A 24,681-nucleotide genomic window follows, 5' to 3' on the forward strand; every position below is an offset into this window, starting at 1 on the left:
TTTATGGGATTTATGGGATTTATGGGATTTATGGGATTTATGGGATTGTCGGGATTGATGGGATTATTCGGATTGTCGGGATTAGTGGGTTGGTTGGTAGTGACGATCGCACTATTGCCTTGAGTGTAAGAATTTATGAAAGATTGCCCCTGAGTAATCGTACCCAAAGCATTGCTGGCGATCGTCCCAGCAGTACCGTTAGTCGTCGCATCTCCCACCGCAAAAGGCGTCGGCGGAGTGACATCGCCGCCGCCGTGGCGGATCGTAACTGTACCCGGTTGAGTGTCGCCAAGAGTCGAGATGCTAACAGGAGTCCCGTTTTGGTCAAAAGTACCCGTCACTCGAACTAAACCCGGAGTTGCGATCTCAACATTACCGCCTGCAGCATTGATCGATGCAACGCTGATATCATTTTGAGCGTTAAGATTTACTGTAAAAGTGCGATCGACCCTAACAACAGGATTGACATTAATTCGCCCTATTGTGATTTCGTTTGCGGCTAAAATACTCACAATTTCCGCAGCATTTATATTGCCAGTGCTGACACTTCCCCTGCTGCTATTAACATCAACAGCGACTCCCTGCAAATTCCCCGTATTCACATTGTCTAACGCTCTGAAAGTGATATTTTCTGTTGCAGTGATGTTGGCAATTTGCAGATTCCCCCTAGTGCTATTGACATTCACTCCCTCTCCCTGCAAATTTCCGGAAGTGACATTACCAAAAGCTGTTACATTAATATTCCCAGTGGCTGTGGTATTTGCAGTTTGAATTGTTCCAGAGTTACTATTGACATTCACTCCCACTCCCTGCAAATTTCCTGAAGTTACATCGCCAGAAGCTGTTACATTAATGTTCCCAAGGGATGTAGTATTGCCGATCGCAATTTTTCCCCCATCGCTATTGACCTCAACTGCTCCTCCTAGCAAATTCACTGCATTTAAGTCGCTGGATGCTCTCAAAGCAATAGTGCCAGTGCCAGCATCGATCGATAGAACTCTAATATTAGTTTGGGCATCCAGATTTACTGTAGGAATGCGATTGCTTCCGTCTGTGCTGGCGGTAGGATTCACATTAATTGTCCCTGCTGTAATTTGCTGTCCTGCTAGAATTCTGACATCTCCGCTAGTAGCGATCGCACCCGTATTAACACTCCCATTGCTGCTAGCACTGACAGTCGCAGCGGTGAGATTGCCAACCGTTAAGTCCCTAAAAGCTGTCAAATTGATATTCTCAGTTGCTGTGATATTGACAGGTGTAGTATTAGGCACAATGGTATTGGCATCAGTCAAAACCCCCAATGCCCCGGAGTTACTGGTAATATTAACATTAGATCCCTGCAAAGTCCCAAAATTCACATTGCCAAAAGCTCTGAGTTCGATCGCCCCCGAAGTCCCAGTATCGATCGACCCTGTTACTATATTGCCTCGAACAGTATTCAGACTAATACTGCCGTTGATATCAGCACGAGAAATGTCATTTGTCAATATAATATTGTCATTAGCTTGAATATCAATTGTCGAACTAGACGTTAATCTGCCCCCAACTAGCACTCCTGCTTCCCTGCTTTCGAGACTAATTTGACCGCCATTAATATCTCTAGTTGCGATACTTCCCGGGGCTGACAAAATTACTGGCCCACCTGCCGAAATATTTTCAACAGAAATCAAATTGCTTGATAAAAGTGGACTTGTAAATATTGAATCTTCACCTAAACTGTTACTAACAGGATTTAGCAGATTTGCCACTCCCGCCCGCAGAATTAAGGCCGGACTGCTGGTTAAAATAGCAATATCCGGGTCTGCACTCACATTTTCATTACCCAATGCAATATCGGGGCCGGTAATTGTAATATCCTCGGCAACAATGCTCCCCTTCGCCTCGACTTTCAGCGAAACTCCGGTATAATCTCCAAAGAAAACATCTCCTTCCGAACTGATAATCGGGTCAAATAAACTGACAAAGTTTCCCGGCATTCCCGACAAATTGCGAATCGAAAAATTGCCACCAGAAACAAAGTGGGAATCCCCCGAAATAACGCCGTTGCTAACCAAACTCAAATTGCCGCCGCTTTGGAATTGCGGGGGAAGAGATAAGCCGCCGATCGCATTTTGAGTGAGAATATCAATAGTGCGAGATCCCTGAATGTATAAATTCCCCCCAGCCTGCGCCAAAAAAGGATTCTGGGCGCTGTCCCTGACCCGCACCGCATCCCCACCCAGCAAACTCAAATCCCCCGTAGTTTGCAGCCTAGCGCCCGCTAACGTGAGATTTTCCGCAGCCCATAAATTCGCACTTCCCGCATTCAACTGTGGCAGCCCCGACACATTAGCAGCAATCGCCACATCCCCAGAATTCACCTGCAAACCCGAACCCACAAGCCGCACAGAACCGTCATCAGCAACCGCAACACCCGCCGCCTGATTTTGCCCAGTACCTGTCAGCAACTGCGGCAAAGCAACAGGATTCAAAGTCTGTGGAGAAATACCAAAATTTCCGCCCGTTACTATTTCCAAACTCAACAAATGCCCCGGTTGACTAATGCGGAGAATCTGGTCTCCCCCAACAGCAGCAACAGTAATTTGCCCGCCCGCAGCCGACAACTGCCCGGTACTAACAACCGTACCACCAAGCAAAGCCAAATTTTGCCCCGGAGTCACCGCTAAATTGCCAGCATTAACAATACTTCCCGGTACACCCGCACCAAAATAAAAAGCATTTGGCGTACCAACCAAGGCGCTAAAATTATTTGTACCCGCAGCATTAAACCAATTTGAACCAAAACCAACACCAGTAGCAGTAGTTGCAGTAAAAGCCGCCGGCACATTCAAACTCGCGTTCGGGCCAAAAACAATCCCCGCAGGATTAATTAGAAACAGATTAGAATTGCCGCCCGTGACAGTAATTAAACCGTTAATTAGCGAAGCGTCCCCGCCAGCAATTCGAGCTAATATATTCTGAATAGCCGAATTAGTCAGAAAATTAGCAATTTGACCTTCATTCAAGCCAAACTGTCCAAAACTGTGAAAAAGATTCGCGCCGTCTCCCGACAAACTGCCGCCGTTGATATCATAACGGTTGCCACTGGGGGTGACAACAGTACCCGTACCGTCAGCAGCAGGGATTATGGGCTGTGCTTGCGCGAAAGTATTAAAAATTAACAAAGAAAACGGACAAATAAATAGCGCAACCTTTTTAATCTTTAAGTTGGCATTTTTCATAGCAGCAAGTAAAACTATCGCAATTGCCTTAATTATCGCACTTGCAAACAACTTACCTGTAAATAACAAATTAATTCGCTCATGACAACTCCCAAAATCAAAAGCCTCTACACAGACGGCGCTTGTTCCGGCAACCCAGGCCCTGGTGGCTGGGGTGCAGTAGTTTGCTTCGCCGACGGCAAGTGTCACGAACTCGGAGGTGCAGACCCCCAAACTACTAACAACCGCATGGAAATGCAGGCGGCCGTCGCTGCGCTGGAATTTTTTGCCAATTCCGGTCAAAGCGAACCAGTCACCGTTTACACCGACAGCGAATACGTTAAAAACGGCATCACTAAATGGATTCAAGGCTGGAAAAATAAAGGCTGGAAAACCTCAACGGGCAAAGATGTGGTCAACCAAGACCTTTGGCACCGGCTAGACAAGCTGAATTCCCGACAAATCAAGTGGGAACACGTCCGCGGCCACTCCGGCGACTTCTACAACGACAGATGCGATGAAATCGCCCGCAGCTTCTCGCACAATCTCACTCCCGAACTGCAACAGCACAAACTAACTGCAGGTGAGACTCAGGCGGGCCCTTTTGTCAGCGCGGCCGCAGCGCCTCTAGGTTCGGAAAACACAATTGTTTCGGAAGAAACGGACGCAACTGGTAACAAAACGATAGAATCCTATGTCATAACTTCTGACCTTCCGATCTCCAACTCTACCATGATGGATTCAACTGCCGATACCCTGGAGAACTTGCCCCGTGAGGTGAGGGTTCAGGACCTCCGCAATCTGATCGAAACGTTGCACATCGCCGACGAGGTTGCGACGAAAGGCTACTTGATTACCAGTTCTGAACTGGCTGATTTGATGGATGTAAATGCCAGCGCTGTCACCAGTCGTGGAGACAACTGGGTTTGGCGAAATTGGGTAGTGTCGCGGGTGCGGCGCGAAGGCAACCAAATTCTCTGGCAATTAGAGAGAATCGACCACGTTAGTACAACTGATTAAGTTGTCGCGCATTTAAATTGTATATTCGGGGCGGGCGGGACGCCCACCCCACAAAACTGTGATTTTTTTTGACATACAATTTAAAGGCCGCAACAGCTTAGTGGTTAGTCATGAATTATTAGTTGATTAATAACTAATGACTAATGACTGTCTCAAAGCAAGATTTGGCAAAATTCCGCAGGGACACAACATTAGTTGTGTCCTTTTGGTCATCATTTTACTAAACAAACTATTTAACATCAGTCTCAGTTGAAAGAAAGAATCCAACTGTAAACTCGTGCTCTAAACCCTCATAAAATCAGTGATTTCCCATCGAAAATCTCAAATCGAAAATCTCAAATAGCATGAGTATCAGCTTGCGAACAGTCATTGCTACCAGGTATGTCACTCCCTTGCGCGAGGGCGGCTCGCTACCGGCGATCGTCGAAGCAGATGATGATGGTATGTACGTGCTCAAATTTCGCGGTGCGGGCCAGGGAGCCAAATCTCTGATCGCCGAGCTAGTGGCGGGAGAGATTGCTCGCGCCTCCGGGCTCCCAATCCCCGAACTCGTCTTTGTTGAACTCGATCCCGAACTGGCTCGCACTGAGCCTGACCCGGAAATTCAAGATTTGATCCGAGCAAGTGCTGGCCTCAACCTCGCCCTCGACTATCTCCCGGGCTCCATCACCTTTGACCCGATAGCGGGGAAGTCCGAGGCGGATTTGGCCTCAGAAATCGTCTGGTTTGATGCTTTTGTGACCAACATCGATCGCACGCCGCGCAATGCAAATATGCTGGTATGGCACCGCCGGCTTTGGCTGATCGATCACGGTGCAGCTCTCTACTTCCACCACACCTGGAAAGATTATCTCTCGCGCAGCCGCGATCGTTTCCCCTCAATCAAAGACCACGTTTTGCTGCGTTTTGCGAGCACGCTGGAAGCGGCAAATTCCAAGATGACTCAAAGGCTAACGCCGGACATCATTCGCAACATCGTTAAACTAATTCCTGATACTTGGCTGGTGGGAGATTCTCCTTTCAGCGATAGCAACGAACATCGGAATGCTTATATCGAATACCTGCTAAATCGGCTAGAATCACCACATATTTTTTTGGAGGAAGCGATTAGTGCCCGATCGATTTCTGTATGATTACGCCATTATCCGCGTCGTTCCCAAAGTTGAGCGCGAGGAGTTTATCAACGTGGGGGCGATCGTTTCCTGCGGTACGAAAAAATTCCTCGAAGCTCGTATCGAAATTGATGAAGAGCGCTTGATGGCGATCGACTCAACGTTGGATCTGGAAATGATTCGCAATCACCTAGCAGTCATTCCCATCATTTGTGCAGGCGGCAAGGAATCTGGGGCGATCGGTCAACTTCCCCACAGAGAGCGCTTTCACTGGCTCGTAGCACCCCGCAGTACGATCGTTCAGACATCGCGGGTACACACTGGTTTTTGCCAGAGTCTACCGGGTGCGATCGAACACTTGCTCGATACAATGGTGCGATCGTCTTGCCGAAAACCCTCTGTAAACGCTCAGTTGCTAGCGGCTGGAATTGACACTCACGAGATGCGATCGCACTCTAGTTAGCGTTAGCTTGTCGGTTATATCTGATATCTTGCACCATTGTCAAGAACGGGCAAGATGCCCGTTCCACAAAGAATGAGTTTTCTTGTGGAACAGGCATCTTGCCTGTTCCTAAACAAGTAATTGAGAATGGTAAAATATCTCAGTTAGATGCTACTTTGAGCTTGGTGGGCGATCTATCCATGTCGAAAAACAGTCAGAATACAAGTATCCTCAAGCTGTTTTAGCTAAAAATGAGAACGCCAGAACAAGAGTCTTGACCGATAACTTTTCTAAAGTGTTAGCAGCAGTTTCGCAAGGTAGAAAGATGATGCAAATTGAACAGACAAATATGACTTTCCCTCTCTGGGGTTTAACAATTTTCATCCTGTGGACGATCGCGGTTGTTATCCTGCTGCTAACAGTCAGGATTCGGCATCTATCTGCGGGCGGATCTGTAAAAGATTTCGGCACACAAAACGACGACAGCTTGCTTTGGCGACTATTTCGAGTACAATCCAACTTGATAGAAAACCTGCCTTTGTATTTGGGAGTTGTTTTTCTTCTAACCGTTAGGGGTGTTTCAGGAACAGCAGTAGATTTGCTGATTGTTGTGTACATTCTATTTCGGCTGGTACATTCAGCGATTCACATTGCTGGTCTCGATCCAAAGTTTCGGTTGTTCAGCTTAGTAATTCAGTTAAGCTGCTTGGTCGCCTTAACTATGATGGCAGTTTTCTAGTTAAGTAATTCGCAATTGGCACATATATTATATAGTAGGGTGCGTCAGGGGCAAATCCTAATTGTTTCGCAGACAGCGTAAGTCAGACGCACCTTACAATTCGATCGCCCCTGTGACATTACTGCCTGTAATTTTGATAACTTATCGAAGTTTATGAACCGAATATCTCGTGCGATCGCTGTTGTTTTAATTGTATTAGGCTGCATTATTTCTGTTTTAGTTCAGCCACCGCAATCAGCCTTAACCGTGCCACCTCCAGTGCAACAATCTCCACGACGCGGAGGAGATGTTGCTCAGACAATGAATTTTGGACGGCACTTTCAAGAACTAGGAGTTGAAGGCTCGATCGCGATTTACGATTTGAATAGCGATCGGCTTTATCAACACAACCCGCAGCGTAACGCCACAGCTTTTTTACCTGCATCTACATTTAAGATTCTCAACTCTCTGATTTCCTTAGAAACAGGGGTGATTTCAGATGAGATTGCCGTGCTAACATGGGATGGAATTCAAAGGCAAATTCCCGCATGGAATCGAGACTTGAATATGAGAGAAGCCATGAAACTTTCCGCCGTTTGGTTTTACCAAGTTCTCGCCCGCCGAGTCGGGTACGAGCAAATGCAAAAATGGGTAGCTAAAGTCGGTTATGGCAACCAAAAAATCGGTAACAAAGACGATATTGACAAATTCTGGTTAGAGGGAGAACTGCGAATTACACCCAACGAGCAAATTCAATTTCTCCGCCGTCTATACAAAAATGACTTACCCTTTTCTGAGCGATCGCTGTCTCTGGTTAAAGACATCATAATTGTTGAACAAACTCCCGATTACACAATTAGGGCAAAAACAGGCTGGGCAAGCTTTGGAGAACAAACAAAGCCTCAACTTGGCTGGTATGTAGGTTATTTAGAAAAGAATAAAAATGTTTACTTTTTTGCTACAAACATTGACATCCGCAACAATAATGACGCATCTGCAAGAATCGAGTTAACGCGCCGTTGCTTCAAGGATCTTGCGCTGCTGTAAGTGCGTTATTTGTTCTCTAATATTCGCAAAAACGCCAGCGGTTCGGCTAACGGTGACAGCCAAAACAGCCATTTATTCCATGCCTGAGTTCGATCGCAGGAAGCCGAGTCTTTTAAATCTTTTAGGACTTACGACATTGGCACATATAGCAATCCTTGCAGGAGTCGTAAACTTTTTACCCCACCCCAACCCTCCCCTTAGTAAGGGGAGGGAGTAAGAAATTCACCAATGATTTAGGATTGCTATATATATAGTTGCTAGAGTGCTATATATCATTTCTCGCAGCAAGGCGACAATCATCTAAGACAGCATTAAGTTCTTCAACGACTAGCCAGGGGTTTCGACCTTTCAAACAAGCTACCATCGCTGCTTCATAGGGATTTCTGCCAGTTTTTTTTACTGCTGCGATCGCCTGTTTGTTAGACAATCCCCACCCGCTGACCAACCAAGCAGCCAAAACCTGTCCTGTACGTCCGATCCCCCCAGAACAGTGAACTACCACCCGTTCGCCTTTGCTATTTGCAGATTCCAAGAACGGTAATATGCGATCGATTAAAATATCGCGATCGACCAATTCAAAGTCTGCAATCGGGGCCCAGCAAACTCGATCGCATCCAAATATTTTCCGATATGTTCCCAGTAAATCAGTGTAGCGGATGAGTTGCGTCTGAGCAAGCAAGCAGCAAACTTGCTTGATATTATGCCCCTGCATAAATTCTATCCAGCGAGCAATTTCTGCATCGCGGTATCCTGGTCTGGCTGCACCAGACACAATTAATTCATTCTCTGAAGCCGCAGCGAATTTGTGCATACTGTTTTCAATATTTTTACCTATAATTAAGAAAGACGCCCAAATCCTGAATCAACAGTGAAAAACAAGAGCTCGATCGGTTTAATGAACTGGCTGCAACCCAAACCAGAAACCGTTTTGCTATGCGACTCAATAGCAGCAGCTTCTGACATGGCATTTATGCTCAACGGTGAGTGGGATGGGTGCAATAGTTTGGTGATCCCTAAATCCGACAAGGTAGCAATTGAAGCAGCCGCTAGTTTGCTAGAGACATCGTGGTGCTACCAAAATACTTGCGAACCAGTTTTAATTCGGCTGGAAGTTGACGAATTGCTGCGCCGTTATGCGGTTGGAGACAGGTTTTTTATTAATGCTAACTTGCGATGCGCGCAATTGAGCGAAGTTTGCTTGGAAAACATTGATTTGAGTTATGCTAAATTAAATTTAGCTAACCTCAGCGACACTAATTTAAGCAAAGCAAACTTAATGGCAGCACAGATGCAATCCGCAAATTTGAGTGGCTGTAACTTGAGTAAATCGCAACTTGTGAGGGCGAATTTATCAGGAGCAAATTTATCTGATGCTAATCTCAAAGGTGCTGAATTGAGTTATGCAGATTTCAGCAATGTTTGTTTAACAGGTGCCGATTTAAGAGGTGCAAATTTAGCAAGAACAGACTTAAGAAAAACTTCCTTAGATGGGGCGATTTTTGAGTAATACCAAATCCCGCTTAAATACTTTCTCTCACACCCTCGGCGTACATCCTGTCAACATTTATCTGCGTTAATCCGCGTACATCCGCCACCATCTGCGGTTAAAGTTCCAAAGTAATTAACTGAGCAATTTCTTCTGTCTGAAAACCCAAAGTTATCGGCCTTTGCACTGTCGGACTCACTTGCACATCATAGAGTTCTGTAACAATTCCTTCCAACCGCAACCAGTGAACGATCGCCATCATACCACAGCGAGGCTCAGCATCCTTGGCTAGCAACAACTCATCCAATTCTAAACCGCTAAAAGTGTTGTCACCACCCCGAGGTTTCGAGAGTCCAACAATTGCCCAATTTTGCCAAAATGCTAGTCCTCGGACCTAGCCCGGACAAAACGCAATCGCCTCAAATTTCCCTGTGTCTAAATCCACATAACCCAATTCCCCTCTCCCCGAATTCATCAGCCACAACGGCGTTGCTGAATCAAGGTATGAATACCCCAGGAATGGGAATATCGTGAAATTTCAAGTAATGTATTAATAACTTAATAGAATGCTTGAGCCTTTTCTCACATTTAGAATAACAAATAGTTTTACGATGTAGTCTGGCTATCCGGATGTCTTAGTCTTGTATTTTCCCCTTCTAAGGAGTGTCATATAAGTCTTACTGATAATCTGATCTCCATCAGGAATAAACATGGGATATACAGACCATCCATCAGTTACATAAAAGTAGCATTTCCATGCACTTACTTTGTCCCATAGTGGTTCAAATGTCTTAGCACTATGGTCCCCTAATACCCATCCTAAAATTCCTGGTCGAAAGTGGTCAACCGCTGTCCACAACCAGATTTGGTCTGTTTTTTTTTACATAAGTTTGTAATTCATCGAGTTCACCAACTTCTGGAATGACTTCAGGGTCATAAACATCTGGTAACAGTTTCCCGACTTGTTTTACCCAATTTATTACGGTGGTATGATGAACTCCCTTAACTCGTTCTATCGCCTGTAAACCCATACCATTGACGTACATTTTTAGGCAATCACGTTTGATGCTATCGCTATAACCAAGGGTGGGATTCATACTGATTAATGAATTGACGACCACATTGGACACAAATGTGATTCTGTTTTCCTTTCTTCTTGCCATTTTTACGGATATGGGTTGATTTACATTCGCTTGCATTGCATAAATTATTCCTCCTATTCATACTCTAACTCAGCAACGCCCTCAACTTTAGGTCAAGGTACAGAGTTTGTGATTTCAATTCCGGTGAAGGATCTCGCTGTAAAAGACATTCAGGCAAGGATCTGCGTTGACGCAGCATAACAAATCGTTGCAGCGGCAGCATAAAGATGATTGATATCGCCCCTTCAAACCATCCAAACTATTGATATAGTAGTACGCGGTGCAAAAAACGGTAAACCATGACAGCCACAAATCTCGTCAATAAATTTGAGTACAAACCCCTATACAAACCAAATCAATTAATTTGTGGAACGGGGCAAACAGCCATTGTCAGTGGCTGGACGGTAAAAAGTGCGATCGGCAAAAAATTACAACCCAACGAATTTGCTGCGATCGGACAACTCTACTCTCCTACTCGCGGCATCAACTTCTTAATTAGAAACTTGCTGTGCAATCCCCACGTCCGCTTTTTAGTAATTCTCAACGCTACGAAAGAAGACCGCAACTCGGGTGCGGCCGCGTGTTTGCTCGATTTTTTTCGCAACGGCTTTGAAGTCGGCAAAAGCGATACTGGTAGAGATTGCTGGCTAATTAAATCTGCAATATTTGGCTACATTGATATTGAAATAGCAGCAGAAGCCTTAGAACTATTGCGTCATTCAATAGAATGGAAAGAAGCAAAAAACATAGCAGAAACAGTGACTTTTGTCAAGTCTTTTGCCCAAAAAGAATCTGTTGAACCTTGGGGAGAAGCCGTAACTTTTCCGCTAGTCGAAATCGTCCCGACTGTACTCCCCGGTCAGAAATACGGACACAGAATCGAAGGCAAAACTATCGCCGAAACTTGGGTAAAAATAATCCACCGAATTAAGACCACCGGCACCCTGCGGCCGACTGGTTATGACGGACAATGGCAAGAATTAATTGACTTAATGGCAGTGATTACAGATGAACCTGCCGAGTTCTATTTCCCAGAACCGAATTACTTACCAATAGACCGTGATTTCCTCGAACAGTACAAACCGCAAATGCTCGAAGATGCCCCATATAACGAAGGCATTAAATATACCTATGCACAGCGGATGCGGTCGTGGTTTGGACGCGATCAAATCGAAGAAGTTATTGCCAAACTAATTAAGGAAATTGACGCGGCAAGTGCTGTAATTAGTCTGTGGGATGCCGGCGGAAATGTTAACAGAAGACCTGACGGTTCCTCCGACCACCAGCACAGCGGCAGTCCTTGTTTAAATCACATTTGGGTGCGAGTTGTAGACGGTGAAATATCCCTAACTGCAACTCTCCGCAGTAACGATATGTTTGCGGCTTGGCCAGCCAATGCAATGGGTTTGCGGGCTTTGCAGCAGCATATTCGCGATGAAATTGCGAGGCGTTCCGATTATAATTTGACAATGGGCCCGTTGGTAACGCTGAGTCAATCGGCTCACTTGTATGACGATACCTTTGAAAATGCCGATCGACTAATTCAAACCCAATATGCTAAAATCTGCGAAGATCGAGACTTTTTCGATGCCGCAGGCAATTTTTTAGTTGAAGTAGCCGACAATCAAATAGTTGTCACGCAAACCACCCCCGGCAGCGGCGAAGTTGTCACCTGTTATTCTGGAAAAAACCCTCTCAAGTTAGTGCGAGAAATTTGTGCGGCTTCCCCTGCCATCCAACCCGATCATATTGGTTATTTGGGAATAGAATTGCAAAAGGCGGCCGAGTGTCTGAAAACCAGCAACCAATACATTCAGGATAGAAAATGAATCTAGAAGAAGAAAGACCGACTTGGGACGAATACTTCTTAATGTTAGCAAAATTGGCCGCTACTCGATCGACTTGTCTGGCTTTTCCTGTAGGCGCTGTGATAACTAAAAACAGGCAAGTTTTAGCAACGGGTTACAACGGTTCGCCGTCAGGTTCGGCACACTGTACTACTCAAGGCTTCTGCTATCCTGGTTTGAGTAGTTGCGACGCCAGCAAAACTTTGCCCTCAAGGGCGGTTCACGCGGAAGCAAATGCGATCGCCAAAGCTGCTAAACACGGTATATCTACTGCTGGGGCTAGTATTTACGTCACTTTAGAACCCTGCATCTATTGTTTGAAATTAGTCATTGCGGCGGGCATTAGAGAAGTGTTTTACGAAACCAGTTTTAACAGCGGAGAAAAAGCTGCTTTGAGAGATACTTTTATCAGTGAAGGTATTGTTGAGTTAAAACAAATTCAGCTATCTGAAGATACAGCAAAAAAGGCGGCTTTGTTTTTGTTGCATCCTACATCTGTTGCCAAAAATTTAGTATAGGCTCAATCCTCCCCGTGGTTGTCGCAGCCACAGGAAATAACTGGGCTGTGTCGCTATAAATGATATTTATTTGCTGGAGATTTATAGGATACGGCACTGCCGCATCCTAAATCTCGCGTGATACAAATGATATTTATTTTACGCTTTGTAAAGACACAGCACTGCCGTGTCCTTACAACAAATAGAGATGGCAATTAACCAAAAAACGGCCTGACAAATTGTGAATACCGTGTAGTTCAATCAAACTCATTCACAGCTTGCAAATAGTCGATCGCCGCATCTATCCTCGAAGAATACTTAAAAGCAAACTGATCGAACCAATATCCCTCATCGGAATTTTTATCCAACTTTTTCAGCCAAACCTGAGCTTGCCTAACTTTCTGTCTGTGCGTTTGTACGTCCAACTGCGGCACCGCGACTTTTTCGGCTGGCTGCAGTTCCTGTAAAGCCACTTCCTGAGCTTTATTTGGTGCTTGGTGCTCAGCCTTAAGCGGTTCAGGTAAAGCCACTTCCTGAGCTTTATTTTGTGCTTCGTACTCAGCCTTAATTTGAGCTAAATCCTTGTCCAAAGGACTGTCAGACAAATTTATATCTGATGTTTTAAATGTTGGATTTGACGGCGTTTGTGCTTGCACCGACGCCTGACTTTTCAACTCAGCAATTTTTTGAGATGCTTGATACTCTGCCTTAAGTTCACCTAACAGGCGATCGATAGATTCCATAACTTAAACCCCCTAAAAAATGCTGCTGGGCAAACTGGCCCCAATATACTCACGGAAACTTCGCCCGCCTCCTCAATCAGTTATTGCATTCAGCAATACCTCTGTCAGGGTCATTCCTTCAATATCATCCATGGTGACAGTATCAACGATATCGAATTTAGCCCCGGCGCTTTGCAGTTCGTCATCCAATATCTTGAGAAACTTAGTAGCTTCCGGCGCATTCCCTACTTGAATGAAAGAAATCGCCAACTCTTCATCTCGATCGAGCTTCCGAGAAGCCTCTATAATCGTTTTCATCACTTCTTTGCGATCGTCCGGTTCCCCGTCCGTCACCACTAATATGGTTTCCCCATTTTGCTTGGTCTTATCGGATGCTTTGCGCTGAAAATAACTGTTCAGAGCGTCTTGCAGAACAGCAGCTAAATTCGTAGTTCCCGAAGGTTCATTTTCTTGGAAAATTTGCACGACTTTAGCTGATGTTACGTTGTCGTAGCGCTTGAAGCGACCGGAAAACACATAAACTGTTATGCCATCAGGATCGAGTTCTTCGCATTTATTCGCTAATGCGATCGTCGATTCTTGCATGAGCGCCCACCGACTTTTACTGCCCGTCTGGTCTTTTGTGTACATACTGCCGCTTTTGTCAATGATGATCGTATAATCGCGGTTCTGAAGCATAAGATTTTTCCTGTTAATTAAGTTTTTTCCAAAAATATCAAAACCAGCGAGCAGAAACTGTTGAGCGTTAGTTGCTCGCTGAGTTTTTTTTAGTTGATTTGCGATCGCAAATGCCGGAATTTAAGCTGCAACTAAAGCATCTTTAAGTGGCTTCCAGCTAAAAGCTCGATCGCCCCCCATCTCCACTGCTATTTTAACTCGTGGTTCTAACGTCGGCAAAACAGTCAAATACTCAATCTCCTGACTCGACAAAATTTGCCCTTCAATAATCCACAGCACCAGTCCTTTTGCTTTCGGTGGCAAATTGTCTAATTGAGTTTTCAACATCGGCGGCACGTAGTATGTATAACCAACCGCCCCTTCGTTGCCAGTAGTTTTCTTGCCCAAATGCGGCGGTCGTACCCCGTGAACCCCCGTTAAATACATCGCCAAATCGCCCAAACCCCGTGCCGTAATTGTGTATGCACCGTAGCCTGCAGCCCTCAGCCGCCGCAGGTAGCGCCCCTCAAATCCTCCCTCTAAAGGAACATACAGGGCCAGCGACCCCGACTTTTCCAAATCCCGAATCATATCCGAACCCGTCGTAATTAGTCCCATAAATTTGTGTTGCGTGCTGCGTTAAGTTTGGTCGATCGCTGCTTGCGAGCTGGAAATATTATAAATCCTAAAGTTGAGGCGAAAAATTCTCATCGCGGCCTTGACAAACGGCAAACACTTCATGTACTATTGTGAATTGTCGCCGTAAAGGATACTGAGTGGTTTACTGCTCAAGTCCTGGCACAAAAAAGCAAGACCGAGACAAAACTCGGAGATAGAGTCGGTAAAAAGCCGCGAATCTCAACCCTTGCAAGACTTCCACAAGCTCGCTCCCAAATTTAAAACTCAAATTTTAAACACCGAGGAAGGCTGTTGGTTGATAACAGTTAATTGCAGGAACACTGAAATAAATGTTTCTGCACAAGAGCAAGCGGATTGACGAAAACTTCGCAATCCGAAACCTCTTGCGTAAATAAAAGGAAGAAAATCCGTGTCTGTAGGCATTCTTGGCACTAAACTAGGCATGACTCAAGTGTTTGACGACCAAGGGAGAGCCATCCCCGTCACCGTCATACAAGCAGGGCCTTGTACAGTAACTCAAATCAAAACAAAACAAACTGACGGCTACGGTGCCGTTCAAGTTGGATACAACGAAGTCAAACCAAAGGCTCTCAACAAGCCAGAACTAGGACACCTTGCCAAGTCAGGGGCGAATCCACTGCGCCACTTGCAGGAATACCGCTTGGAAGATACCAGTTCATTTGAATTAGGTCAACAACTAAAAGCAGATACCTTTACACCGGGACAAATAGTAGATGTCATCGGTACCAGCATCGGTAAAGGTTTTGCAGGTTTTCAAAAGCGCCACAACTTTAAACGAGGCCCCATGTCTCACGGTTCCAAGAACCACCGCGAGCCTGGATCGATCGGGCCTGGAACTACTCCTGGTCGCGTTTATCCTGGGAAAAGAATGGCAGGACGTATGGGCAACGTTCAAGTCACCGTCCGCAAACTAACAATTGTCCGGGTGGATACAGAGCAGAATTTGCTGCTAATTAAGGGAGCAGTTCCCGGCAAAGCTGGCGCCTTAGTCAATGTTGTGCCTGAGAAAAAAGTAGGACGTTAGTCAGTAGTCATTAGTCAGTAGTCAGCAGTCAGTAGATAGTGGTTGGCCGTTAGTAGCAAGCAATAACTAAGAACTAAAAGCTGAAAACTAAGAGCTGAAAACTAAGACCTGAGAACAGACAACAGACGACAGACAACAGACAACAGACAACTAACAACAGACAACTAACAACAGACAAAGGACAAAAGATATGGTTAATTGTGTAGTCCGAAATTGGCAAGGCGAAGAAGTTGGGGAAACAACTTTAGAACTGCGCGTAGCCAAAGAAGAAAATGCGTCTCACATCGTTCACAGAGCATTGACGCGGCAACTGAATAACGCCCGTCAAGGAAATGCTTGCACCAAAACTCGATCGGAAGTCAGAGGCGGTGGCCGCAAACCCTGGCGTCAAAAAGGCACAGGTCGAGCCAGAGCAGGTTCTATCCGTTCTCCGCTGTGGCGGGGCGGCGGTGTCATCTTCGGACCAAAACCGAGAGACTTTGAAGTCAAGATGAACAAAAAGGAACGCCGTCTCGCTTTGCGGACAGCATTCCAAAGTCGCACCGAAGACATCATTGTGGTTGAAGAATTTGCAGAGCAATTTCCGAGACCGAAAAGCAAAGAATTGCTGAGTGCGATCGCCCGCTGGGGCATCGAACCCGATACAAAAGTTCTGTTAATCTTGCCAGAACCGCAACCAAACGTCTACTTATCAGGACGCAACATCGAATTAGTAAACGTCATCTTGGCAACCTCCCTGAATGTTTACGACGTTCTCGCGGCTGACAAAATTATCGTCACATCTACAGCCATAGCTAAAATTCAGGAGATTTACGGTGAGTAAAATCGACCCCCGCGACTACGCAGATTTGATCCAGCGTCCGATTCTCACCGAGAAAGCTACCCGAATGATGGAATTAAATCAATTCACATTCGACGTAGCCCCCAAAGCGACAAAGCCTCAAATCAAAGCTGCAATCGAAGAACTATTTAAGGTCAAAGTCATCGGCGTCAACACCCAAAACCCGCCGCGCAAAAAGCGTCGAGTTGGCAAATTCGTCGGCTTTAAACCTTGTTACAAGCGAGCAACCGTAACTCTGACTGACGGAGACTCGATCCGCAAACTCCTATTCCCAGAAGTCTAGACGATTTTGGATTTTAGATTTTAGATTTTAGATTTTAAATTGCGGTTAACTGGTGGCAATTCTCGAACCAGAAAACTCGTAAGTTAACCAAACATCGCCAATCTTCAACCTAAAATCTAAAATCGATCAACGTCAAATCCAAAATCCAAAATCCAAAATCTAAAATAGATCGATTATGGGCATCCGTTCTTACCGACCTTATACCTCCAGCACCCGAGAACAAACCGTCTCGGACTTCGCTGAAATTACCAGATCAGAGCCAGAAAAGTCTCTAACTAGCAATAAGCACACCAAACAAGGCCGCAACAACCGAGGCGTCATCACCTGTCGCCACCGGGGAGGCGGTCACAAACGGCTGTATAGAGACATCGACTTCCGCCGCGACAAACACAGCATTCCCGCTACTGTCAAGGCGATCGAGTATGACCCCAATCGCAACGCCCGCATCGCCCTGGTGTTCTACAAAGACGGCGAAAAACGGTACATCCTGCACCCGCTCAACTTAAACGTCGGTACAGTAATTGTCTCAGGCCCAGACGCGCCGATCGAAATCGGTAACGCCCTCCCCCTGAAGAACATTCCCCTCGGTACCAGCATCCACAACGTCGAGCTAGTACCCGGAAAAGGCGGACAAATCGTTCGCTCCGCCGGTTCCAGCGCTCAGCTAATGGCAAAAGAAGGTAGCTACGTCACCCTCAAACTGCCATCCGGCGAACAGCGCAAAGTCCGCGCCGATTGCTACGCCACCATCGGTCAAGTCGGCAACACCGACGCCAGAAACATCAGCCTCGGCAAAGCAGGTCGTACCCGCTGGAAAGGTCGCAGACCCACCGTTCGCGGTAGTGTCATGAACCCGGTAGACCACCCGCACGGCGGTGGCGAAGGCAGAGCTCCTATTGGGCGTCCGGGGCCTGTCACTCCTTGGGGTAAACCAGCATTGGGTGCAAAAACTCGACGCAAAAACAAGCGCAGCGACGCTTTAATAGTCCGCCGCCGCCGCAAATCTTCCAAGCGTGGCAAGGGCGGTAGACAAAGCTAGTCATCAGTCAGCAGTCTTCAGTGCTTAGTTATTAACTGCTAACTAATGACTGAGGACTGATGACCAATGACTGCTGAAAGCTGACTAATGACTCCTGAATTACTAAAAAAATCATGTCTCGATCGCTAAAAAAAGGCCCCTTTGTCGCAGATCATCTGATGACAAAAATCGAAAAACTCAACGCCGCCGGCCAAAAACAAGTAATTAAAACTTGGTCGCGGTCTTCCACAATCCTGCCCCAAATGGTAGGTCACACGATCGCCGTTCACAACGGCAGACAGCACGTACCCGTCTACCTCACAGACCAAATGGTAGGCCACAAACTCGGAGAATTTTCCCCCACTCGCACCTTTAGAGGTCACGCGAAAAGTGGTGATAAAAAGGCAAAAAGATAGCCGAATTAGGTGACAGGTAATAGGTAATCGGACAAACTTTTTCCCAATTACCAATTACCTTTTTCCCAATTACCAATTACCAATTACCCAAATCGAAATGGTTATAGATACCACATCCGAAATTAAGGCGATCGCCCGTTACATCCGGACATCCCCCTTCAAAGTGCGCCGAGTCCTCGACCAAATTCGCGGCAAAAGCTACCAAGAAGCGCTGATTTTACTCGAATTCATGCCCTACCGCGCCTGCGAACCAATCGTCAAAGTTTTGCGATCGGCAGTAGCCAACGCCGAACACAACGCAGGATTGGATAAATCCAAACTCGTAGTTTCTCAAGCTTACGCAGACCAAGGCCCAGTCCTCAAACGCTTTAGACCCCGCGCTCAAGGTCGCGCCTACCAAATCCGCAAGCCAACCTGTCACATTACCGTAGTAGTAGCTCCGCTCCTAGAAAACTAAACCAGGGAAAAACGTAATAGGTAATAAACAGCTTAAAGTTGAAAAAATGGGTAATCACCAATTACCAATTACCAATTACCAATTACCAATTACCAATTAACTCATCAACTATTATGGGCCAAAAAATACATCCAATTGGTTTTCGCCTCGGCATTACCCAAGAGCACCGCTCTCGCTGGTTTGCTGATCCTAAAAACTATCCAGAACTCTTGCAAGAAGACTATAAAATTCGCAAGTACGTTCGTAAAACCCTCAGCAATGCTGGGATTTCCTCGGTCAGAATTGAGCGGAAAGCCGATCAAATCGACCTAGAAGTGTTCACCGCCAGACCAGGCGTTGTCGTAGGCCGCGGCGGAGCAGGCATCGAAACCTTGCGCGTCGGTTTGCAGCAGCAACTCGGTAGCAACCGCCAAATCCGCATCAACGTCGTCGAAGTCCAGCGAGTAGACGCCGATGCCACACTGATCGCGGAATACATCGCTCAGCAACTAGAACGGCGCGTATCCTTCCGCCGAGTAGTCCGCCAAGCAATCACCCGCGCCCAAAAAGTCGGCATCCAAGGCATCAAAATTCAAGTCAGTGGACGCCTCAACGGTGCAGAAATTGCCCGTACCGAATGGACACGGGAAGGAAGAGTCCCCTTGCACACGCTGCGGGCAGACATCGACTACTCCTACTGCACTGCTCAAACCATCTACGGTATTCTGGGCATTAAAGTTTGGGTTTTCAAAGGCGAAATTATTCCCGGACAGGAACAAGAAGCTGCACCAAATGCAGCAGTGCCCCGCACCAAACAAAAGCGCCGCCGCCAGAACTTTGAAGATCGATCGAACGAAGGCTAGCTAATTGTTAACTGTTAGTTGTCATTTGTTAAGTGTGAGTTGTTCCAAACCAATTAGCAATTAGCAATCACCAATTACCAATTACCAATTACCAATTACCCAACTCCCAAAGCCATGTTAAGCCCTAAAAGAACGAAATTCCGCAAACAACAGCGCGGGCGAATGAGCGGTATTGCCACCCGCGGCAATACAGTTAGCTTTGGCGACTTCGCGCTCCAAGCTGTCGAACCCGCCTGGATCACTTCTCGCCAAATAGAAGCCGGACGGCGCGCCATGACCCGCTATATCCGCCGGGGCGGCAAAATCTGGATTCGCATTTTTCCCGACAAACCAGTCACCCAGCGCGCAGCAGAAACCCGGATGGGTTCCGGTAAAGGTAATCCTGAGTTTTGGGTTGCCGTGGTCAAACCCGGTCGGGTAATGTTTGAAATTGGCGGCGTAAGTGAAGAAACTGCCCGCGAAGCAATGCGTTTGGCATCTTTCAAATTACCAATTAAAACCAAGTTCATCACTCGCGAAGAAGACCAGTCATAGCGAAGAGCGAAGGTAGAATTAGGTCTGTATTAATCAGCATTTTAAACGGCTACAGCAATTTAAAATCTGGCTTTCATAACTTTTCTTTCCTTCGACCTTCAGCCTAAGAGACAATTCTGTCTTCTGTCATACCGCTCGCTAACGAGAAAGCACACAATTATGTCTTTGACCAAGATTAAAGAAGCTAGAGAATTAAGCGATGCTGCAGTAGCAGAGCAAATTTTAGCCGTCAAGCGCCAACTAATGGAATTGCGGCTTCAGCAAGCTACCGGCCGCATGGAAAAGCCTCACCTGTTCAAGCACGCCAAACACCGGCTAGCTCAATTGATGACAGTTGAACGCGAGCGCCAAATCGTTGCTGAGAAAGAAGCAGCAGCAGCAAAATTAGCCGCATCTAAACAGGTAGGACAGCCTGCTGCAACCGCAGCAGTCAGCCAAGAGTCAGAAGCAGCCGAGCCGACGATCGCACAGTAGCTAAAAACAGTCAATTGCACAACAAAAATAGGTAGCTATGGCAATTAAAGAACGAGTTGGCGTAGTAGTCAGCGACAAGATGGATAAAACCGTCGTGGTAGCAATCGAAAACCGCTCCTCCCACACCAAATACGGCAAAATCGTAGTCCGCACCAAGCGCTACAAAGCTCATGACGAAGAAAATCAGTGCAAATCGGGCGATCGTGTCCGCATCACTGAAACTCGCCCACTGAGCAAAACCAAACGTTGGACGGTTGCTGAGATTTTCGGGACAAAAAACGGCTAACAGTTAATTGCGATCTCGCGCCCGCCCGGTACTTGATCAATCAATTAGCCGTCAAAAGTCAACAGTTAACAGTCAACAGTTAACAGTCAACAGTTAACAGTCAACAATCACCATGATTCAACCCCAGACATACCTCAATGTCGCCGACAATAGCGGAGCCCGCAAACTGATGTGCATCCGCGTATTGGGAGGCGGCAACCGTCGCTACGGCGGAGTCGGCGATGTCATCATTGCCGTCGTCAAAGACGCCATCCCCAATATGGCCGTCAAAAAATCAGATGTCGTTCGGGCTGTCATTGTCAGAACCCGCAAAGGTTTGCGCCGCGACAGTGGCATGAGCATTCGTTTTGACGATAACGCCGCCGTTATTATCAACGTAGACGGCAACCCCAAAGGCACTCGCGTCTTCGGCCCCGTCGCCCGTGAACTGCGCGACAAAAACTTTACTAAAATCGTTTCCTTAGCCCCGGAGGTACTTTAAAATGTACGGAAAAAAGGGTAAACCAACTAGCGAGCCGCAGCGCTACAGAATGCACGTCAAAGCAGGCGATACCGTGCAAATAATTACTGGCAAAGAGAAAGGAAAAGTCGGAGAAATCTTAAAGACATATCCTAAAGTCAGCAAAGTAATTGTTAAAGGTGTAAACATCAGAACAAAGCACGTCAAGCCCCAGCAAGAGGGAGAGTCCGGGAAAATACTCACATTTGAGGCTCCCATTCACAGCTCAAATGTCATGCACTATTCCGAAAAAGAAAAAATAGCTAGCCGCGTTTGCTATACATTTAGCGAAGACGGCCGGAAACTGCGACAGCTCAAAAAAACCGGAGAAATCCTCGATAATTAGTCATTAGTCATTAGTCATTAGTCATTAGTCATTGGTCATCAGTCATCAGTCATTAGTCATTAGTCATTAGACAAATGCTTTCCTGACAACAGTCAACTGACAACTGACAACTGACAACTGACAACTGACAACTGACAACTGACAAAAACCAATTCCCTGACCAAGCCCAGGGACAGTTAACGAAACACAAAAACTATGCCGGACAAACTCAAGGTTCTTTATCAAGGAAAAATCGTTCCCACACTGATGGATCAGTTTAAATATACTAATATCCATCAGGTTCCCAAACTCGTCAAAGTCACAGTGAACCGCGGTTTGGGAGAAGCATCTCAAAACGCTAAGGCACTGGATTCGTCGATCAACGAAATTGGCATCATCACCGGGCAAAAACCAGTGGTGACGCGGGCGAAAAAAGCGATCGCAGGCTTCAAAATCCGCAAAGGAGTACCCGTCGGCGTTATGGTGACGCTGCGCGGCGATCGGATGTACGATTTTCTCGATCGGCTGATCAACCTCGCACTCCCCCGTATTCGCGACTTCCGCGGCATCAGCCCCAAAAGCTTCGACGGGCGCGGCAACTACAGCTTGGGTCTGAGAGAACAGCTAATTTTTCCAGAAATAGAATATGACCGCATCGATCAAATTCGAGGCATGGACATTTCAATTATCACCACAGCAAACACCGACGAAGAAGGACGCGCCTTGCTTAAAGAAATGGGAATGCCGTTCCGGGACAACTAAGCACTAGAGTAAGAAGCAAAAGATGGCAGCTAACGATACCATAGCAGATATGTTGACGCGCATTCGCAATTCTTGCATGGCGCGCCACCAAACAACGCAAATTCCAGCTACAAAAATGACCCGCAGCATCGCCCAAGTCCTCAAAAGTGAAGGCTTTATCAGCGAATTTGAAGAAGCAGAACCAGAAGGGATCAAGCGACATTTAGTGCTTTCTCTAAAGTACAAAGGTAAAACTCGCAAGCCCATTATCACGGCACTGAAGCGAGTCAGCAAACCAGGACTGCGCGTTTACTCAAACCGTAAAGAATTGCCCAGAGTATTAGGCGGAATTGGCATTGCCATTATTTCCACCTCCAGTGGCATTATGACGGATAGAGAAGCTCGACGCCAAGGTTTGGGCGGTGAAGTGCTTTGTTATGTTTGGTAGTCATTAGTCATTAGTCAGCAGTCATTAGTCATTAGTTATTAGTTATGGGTTAGTGGTTAGTAGCAAATAATGACAACTAACAACTAACAACTGACAACTAAAAACTGACAGCTAACAACTGACAACTGGCAACTAACAACTGACAACTGACGACTAATTAACTAAAAACAAAGGACAAAAAACTATGTCGCGAATTGGCAAGCGTCCGATTAGCATCCCCACGAAAGTCACCGTCACCCTAGACGGTCAAAAAGTAGCCGTCAAAGGCCCTAAAGGTGAACTTTCCCGAGTTATCCCAGCCGAAATCCTCATGGGAATTGAAGGCGAGACTTTACTCGTTACCCGCCGAGACGAATCTCGCGTCGCCAGACAACTCCACGGCTTGTGCCGCACCCTAGTCGCCAACATGGTCGAAGGTGTATCAGAAGGTTTTCAGCGGCGTCTCGAAATTATCGGCACAGGTTATCGGGCACAGGTTCAAGGACGGAACCTGATTTTAAACGTCGGTTACAGCAAACCCGTTGAAATGCCCCCTCCCGAAGGCATCACAATGGCAGTTGAAGGCAACACCAACGTCATTGTCTCCGGCATTGACAAAGAACTCGTAGGCAATACAGCAGCCCGCATCCGCGCGGTGCGTCCGCCCGAAGTCTATAAGGGCAAAGGCATTCGCTACAGCGGCGAAGTCGTCCGGCGCAAAGCTGGTAAAACAGGCAAAACAGGTAAGAAGTAACCATGAAGCTTACTCGCAAAGAATCAGTCCAGCGCAGACACCGCCGCGTTCGGCGCAAGGTGTTCGGCACCGCCGAACGTCCCAGACTAGCGGTATTTCGCTCAGATCAGCACATCTACGCTCAAGTCATCGACGACACCGCCCAGCACACTTTGGCCGCCGCGTCAACCCTCGATCCCGAATTGAAGTCAACTCTCAGTTCTGGCGGCAACTGCTCCGCGAGCGTGCAAGTCGGTCAGTTGATTGCCAAACGCTGTTCCAGCGCTGGCATAGTCAAAGTCGTATTCGATCGGGGGGGCAACCTCTATCACGGTCGTGTCAAAGCCCTCGCAGAAGCAGCTCGCGAAGCGGGGTTAGACTTCTAGAGGGGGTAATGGGTAGCGGGTAATGAGTAATTAAAAAGTAAAAAGTCAAAAGTTGAAAGTTAAAAGGCAAAATCCAGATTTCTTCTATTTTTACTTTTTACTCAAACAATTACCACTTGCCGATCGCCTTTCACCAATTACTAATTCCCACAGGACAAAACTATGGCAGAACAAAAAGAACAGCGCAACAAGAAAAAAAGCAGCAGCAACAACAAAGGGCGCGAAAAAGAATCCGAATGGCAAGAACGGGTTGTTCAGATTCGGCGCGTTACCAAAGTAGTCAAAGGTGGTAAAAAACTCAGCTTCCGCGCCATAGTCATTATCGGCAACGAACGCGGTCAAGTTGGAGTAGGAGTCGGCAAAGCTAGCGACGTAATCGGTGCCGTTAAAAAAGGCGTCGCTGACGGCAAAAAGCACCTAATTGAAGTCCCCCTCACCAAATCTAACTCCATCCCTCACCCCATCAACGGTGACGGTGGCGGAGCTAAAGTGATGATGCGGCCGGCCGCTCCGGGAACCGGGGTAATTGCAGGGGGAGCAGTGCGAACTGTTCTCGAACTAGCAGGAGTCCGCAATATCTTAGCCAAACAGCTAGGTTCCGGAAATCCCTTAAACAACGCCCGAGCCGCAGTCAATGCCCTCTCCACCCTCCGCACCTTGTCCGAAGTTGCTCAAGAGCGCGGAATTCCAGTAGAAAATCTCTACGGTTAGGGCACGCGAGAATGGGAAACTGTAAGTTTTGAGTGTTAAGTGCTTGCGGTGAAAATAAAAAAATCCGCAACTTAAAACTCACGCACTCAAAACTACTGCGTACCCCCTCTCTA

Annotated in this window: 31 protein-coding genes and 2 pseudogenes; 26 read left to right on the top strand and 7 right to left on the bottom strand. The window is 46.7% G+C overall.

From position 1 onward, the window contains the following. Positions 1-3,221, bottom strand: a 3,221-nt coding sequence (locus tag QUA43_RS15785) for a two-partner secretion domain-containing protein (protein ID WP_333375141.1), incomplete at its 3' end; no start/stop codon positions are given. 81 nt (positions 3,222-3,302) lie between these two features. Here QUA43_RS15785 and rnhA point away from each other — a divergent pair. The 6 genes from rnhA (at position 3,303) to blaOXA (ending at position 7,539) form a co-directional block, all read left to right on the top strand. Further along, positions 3,303-4,220 carry a ribonuclease HI gene (gene rnhA / locus QUA43_RS15790; protein ID WP_333375142.1) on the top strand — a complete coding sequence of 306 codons (918 nt, stop codon included), beginning with the start codon at positions 3,303-3,305 and terminating at the stop codon, positions 4,218-4,220. A 344-nt stretch (positions 4,221-4,564) separates the two neighbouring features. Next, positions 4,565-5,353, top strand: coding sequence for a HipA family kinase (locus QUA43_RS15795; RefSeq protein WP_333375144.1), 789 nt, complete (start codon positions 4,565-4,567; stop codon positions 5,351-5,353). Next, on the top strand, positions 5,331-5,795 hold the full coding sequence (locus QUA43_RS15800) for a DUF3037 domain-containing protein (RefSeq protein WP_333375146.1): 465 nt from the start codon (positions 5,331-5,333) through the stop codon (positions 5,793-5,795). Before QUA43_RS15795 ends, QUA43_RS15800 begins: the two co-directional genes overlap by 23 nt. Before the next feature lie 98 nt (positions 5,796-5,893). After that, positions 5,894-6,019 carry a hypothetical protein gene (locus QUA43_RS15805; protein ID WP_333375147.1) on the top strand — a complete coding sequence of 42 codons (126 nt, stop codon included), beginning with the start codon at positions 5,894-5,896 and terminating at the stop codon, positions 6,017-6,019. An 80-nt stretch (positions 6,020-6,099) separates the two neighbouring features. Beyond that, on the top strand, positions 6,100-6,513 hold the full coding sequence (locus QUA43_RS15810; protein ID WP_333375149.1) for an MAPEG family protein: 414 nt from the start codon (positions 6,100-6,102) through the stop codon (positions 6,511-6,513). Positions 6,514-6,666: 153 nt separating this feature from the next. Further along, entirely contained in the window at positions 6,667-7,539 is an 873-nt protein-coding gene (gene blaOXA, locus QUA43_RS15815) for a class D beta-lactamase (RefSeq protein WP_333375151.1), read from the top strand. A gap of 265 nt (positions 7,540-7,804) precedes the next feature. Here blaOXA and QUA43_RS15820 read toward each other — a convergent pair whose 3' ends face one another. Further along, positions 7,805-8,350: a phosphatase domain-containing putative toxin gene (locus QUA43_RS15820; RefSeq protein ID WP_333375153.1), complete on the bottom strand. Its 546-nt coding sequence runs from the start codon at positions 8,348-8,350 to the stop codon at positions 7,805-7,807. Between the two features lie 57 nt (positions 8,351-8,407). Here QUA43_RS15820 and QUA43_RS15825 point away from each other — a divergent pair, with 57 nt between their 5' ends. Beyond that, the gene (locus QUA43_RS15825; protein WP_333375154.1) at positions 8,408-9,046 is read left to right on the top strand and encodes a pentapeptide repeat-containing protein; all 639 of its coding nucleotides are present in this window, start codon (positions 8,408-8,410) and stop codon (positions 9,044-9,046) included. A gap of 97 nt (positions 9,047-9,143) precedes the next feature. Here the strand turns inward: QUA43_RS15825 and QUA43_RS15830 are convergent. Together QUA43_RS15830 and QUA43_RS15835 are read right to left on the bottom strand one after the other, a co-directional pair. After that, positions 9,144-9,407: pseudogene (locus QUA43_RS15830) on the bottom strand (DUF4915 domain-containing protein); the annotation flags it as partial. Positions 9,408-9,522: 115 nt separating this feature from the next. Next, positions 9,523-10,249 (bottom strand): annotated as a pseudogene (locus tag QUA43_RS15835) (IS1 family transposase). Positions 10,250-10,466: 217 nt separating this feature from the next. Here QUA43_RS15835 and QUA43_RS15840 point away from each other — a divergent pair. After that, entirely contained in the window at positions 10,467-11,996 is a 1,530-nt protein-coding gene (locus tag QUA43_RS15840; RefSeq protein WP_333375156.1) for a thymidylate synthase, read from the top strand. Further along, positions 11,993-12,532 carry a dCMP deaminase family protein gene (locus QUA43_RS15845; protein ID WP_333375158.1) on the top strand — a complete coding sequence of 180 codons (540 nt, stop codon included), beginning with the start codon at positions 11,993-11,995 and terminating at the stop codon, positions 12,530-12,532. Before QUA43_RS15840 ends, QUA43_RS15845 begins: the two co-directional genes overlap by 4 nt. A 236-nt stretch (positions 12,533-12,768) precedes the next feature. Here the strand turns inward: QUA43_RS15845 and QUA43_RS15850 are convergent, their stop codons facing one another. The 3 genes from QUA43_RS15850 to QUA43_RS15860 all read right to left on the bottom strand — a co-directional run bounded on the left by QUA43_RS15850 (position 12,769) and on the right by QUA43_RS15860 (position 14,529). Then, complete coding sequence (locus tag QUA43_RS15850; RefSeq protein ID WP_333375160.1) at positions 12,769-13,254, bottom strand: salt stress protein, Slr1339 family; 486 nt, start codon at positions 13,252-13,254, stop codon at positions 12,769-12,771. Positions 13,255-13,326: 72 nt separating this feature from the next. After that, positions 13,327-13,932, bottom strand: a complete 606-nt coding sequence (locus QUA43_RS15855) for a VWA domain-containing protein (RefSeq protein ID WP_333375162.1) — start codon at positions 13,930-13,932, stop codon at positions 13,327-13,329. A gap of 120 nt (positions 13,933-14,052) precedes the next feature. Then, the gene (locus tag QUA43_RS15860; protein ID WP_333375164.1) at positions 14,053-14,529 is read right to left on the bottom strand and encodes an NAD(P)H-quinone oxidoreductase subunit N; all 477 of its coding nucleotides are present in this window, start codon (positions 14,527-14,529) and stop codon (positions 14,053-14,055) included. A 430-nt stretch (positions 14,530-14,959) separates the two neighbouring features. On the opposite strand from QUA43_RS15860, the gene rplC reads away from it, so the two are divergent. The 17 genes from rplC to rpsE all read left to right on the top strand — a co-directional run bounded on the left by rplC (position 14,960) and on the right by rpsE (position 24,568). Then, entirely contained in the window at positions 14,960-15,595 is a 636-nt protein-coding gene (gene rplC / locus QUA43_RS15865) for a 50S ribosomal protein L3 (protein WP_190657996.1), read from the top strand. A 190-nt stretch (positions 15,596-15,785) separates the two neighbouring features. Continuing rightward, on the top strand, positions 15,786-16,418 hold the full coding sequence (rplD, locus tag QUA43_RS15870) for a 50S ribosomal protein L4 (protein WP_190657994.1): 633 nt from the start codon (positions 15,786-15,788) through the stop codon (positions 16,416-16,418). Then, on the top strand, positions 16,411-16,719 hold the full coding sequence (locus QUA43_RS15875; RefSeq protein ID WP_006634999.1) for a 50S ribosomal protein L23: 309 nt from the start codon (positions 16,411-16,413) through the stop codon (positions 16,717-16,719). The genes rplD and QUA43_RS15875 overlap by 8 nt, the downstream gene beginning before the upstream one ends. A 175-nt stretch (positions 16,720-16,894) precedes the next feature. Beyond that, a complete protein-coding gene (rplB, locus tag QUA43_RS15880) occupies positions 16,895-17,758 on the top strand; it encodes a 50S ribosomal protein L2 (protein ID WP_333364732.1) in 864 nt (287 codons plus the stop codon). 113 nt (positions 17,759-17,871) lie between these two features. Further along, positions 17,872-18,153 (top strand): 30S ribosomal protein S19, encoded by a 282-nt coding sequence (rpsS, locus tag QUA43_RS15885; RefSeq protein WP_041623488.1) that lies wholly within the window; start codon positions 17,872-17,874, stop codon positions 18,151-18,153. Between the two features lie 97 nt (positions 18,154-18,250). Continuing rightward, positions 18,251-18,610, top strand: coding sequence for a 50S ribosomal protein L22 (gene rplV / locus QUA43_RS15890; RefSeq protein ID WP_333160378.1), 360 nt, complete (start codon positions 18,251-18,253; stop codon positions 18,608-18,610). A gap of 113 nt (positions 18,611-18,723) precedes the next feature. Further along, positions 18,724-19,452, top strand: a complete 729-nt coding sequence (gene rpsC / locus QUA43_RS15895; RefSeq protein ID WP_242719701.1) for a 30S ribosomal protein S3 — start codon at positions 18,724-18,726, stop codon at positions 19,450-19,452. Between the two features lie 114 nt (positions 19,453-19,566). After that, positions 19,567-19,986, top strand: a complete 420-nt coding sequence (gene rplP / locus QUA43_RS15900) for a 50S ribosomal protein L16 (protein WP_333082091.1) — start codon at positions 19,567-19,569, stop codon at positions 19,984-19,986. A gap of 159 nt (positions 19,987-20,145) precedes the next feature. Continuing rightward, positions 20,146-20,460 (top strand): 50S ribosomal protein L29, encoded by a 315-nt coding sequence (rpmC, locus tag QUA43_RS15905; RefSeq protein WP_333212632.1) that lies wholly within the window; start codon positions 20,146-20,148, stop codon positions 20,458-20,460. 37 nt (positions 20,461-20,497) lie between these two features. Continuing rightward, positions 20,498-20,746 (top strand): 30S ribosomal protein S17, encoded by a 249-nt coding sequence (gene rpsQ, locus QUA43_RS15910; protein ID WP_006634992.1) that lies wholly within the window; start codon positions 20,498-20,500, stop codon positions 20,744-20,746. A gap of 112 nt (positions 20,747-20,858) precedes the next feature. After that, complete coding sequence (gene rplN, locus QUA43_RS15915) at positions 20,859-21,227, top strand: 50S ribosomal protein L14 (RefSeq protein ID WP_006634991.1); 369 nt, start codon at positions 20,859-20,861, stop codon at positions 21,225-21,227. Between the two features lies 1 nt (position 21,228). Beyond that, a complete protein-coding gene (gene rplX / locus QUA43_RS15920) occupies positions 21,229-21,591 on the top strand; it encodes a 50S ribosomal protein L24 (RefSeq protein ID WP_333212630.1) in 363 nt (120 codons plus the stop codon). A gap of 195 nt (positions 21,592-21,786) precedes the next feature. Then, positions 21,787-22,332 carry a 50S ribosomal protein L5 gene (rplE, locus tag QUA43_RS15925; RefSeq protein WP_006634989.1) on the top strand — a complete coding sequence of 182 codons (546 nt, stop codon included), beginning with the start codon at positions 21,787-21,789 and terminating at the stop codon, positions 22,330-22,332. A 22-nt stretch (positions 22,333-22,354) separates the two neighbouring features. Continuing rightward, the gene (gene rpsH / locus QUA43_RS15930) at positions 22,355-22,759 is read left to right on the top strand and encodes a 30S ribosomal protein S8 (RefSeq protein WP_332978141.1); all 405 of its coding nucleotides are present in this window, start codon (positions 22,355-22,357) and stop codon (positions 22,757-22,759) included. Between the two features lie 184 nt (positions 22,760-22,943). Beyond that, complete coding sequence (gene rplF / locus QUA43_RS15935) at positions 22,944-23,492, top strand: 50S ribosomal protein L6 (RefSeq protein WP_333057791.1); 549 nt, start codon at positions 22,944-22,946, stop codon at positions 23,490-23,492. Between the two features lie 2 nt (positions 23,493-23,494). Further along, entirely contained in the window at positions 23,495-23,857 is a 363-nt protein-coding gene (gene rplR / locus QUA43_RS15940) for a 50S ribosomal protein L18 (protein ID WP_333202670.1), read from the top strand. 162 nt (positions 23,858-24,019) lie between these two features. After that, complete coding sequence (gene rpsE / locus QUA43_RS15945; RefSeq protein ID WP_190745441.1) at positions 24,020-24,568, top strand: 30S ribosomal protein S5; 549 nt, start codon at positions 24,020-24,022, stop codon at positions 24,566-24,568. Positions 24,569-24,681: the final 113 nt, after the last annotated feature.

Source organism: Microcoleus sp. N9_B4, from assembly GCF_036701635.1.
Lineage (GTDB): Bacteria > Cyanobacteriota > Cyanobacteriia > Cyanobacteriales > Microcoleaceae > Microcoleus.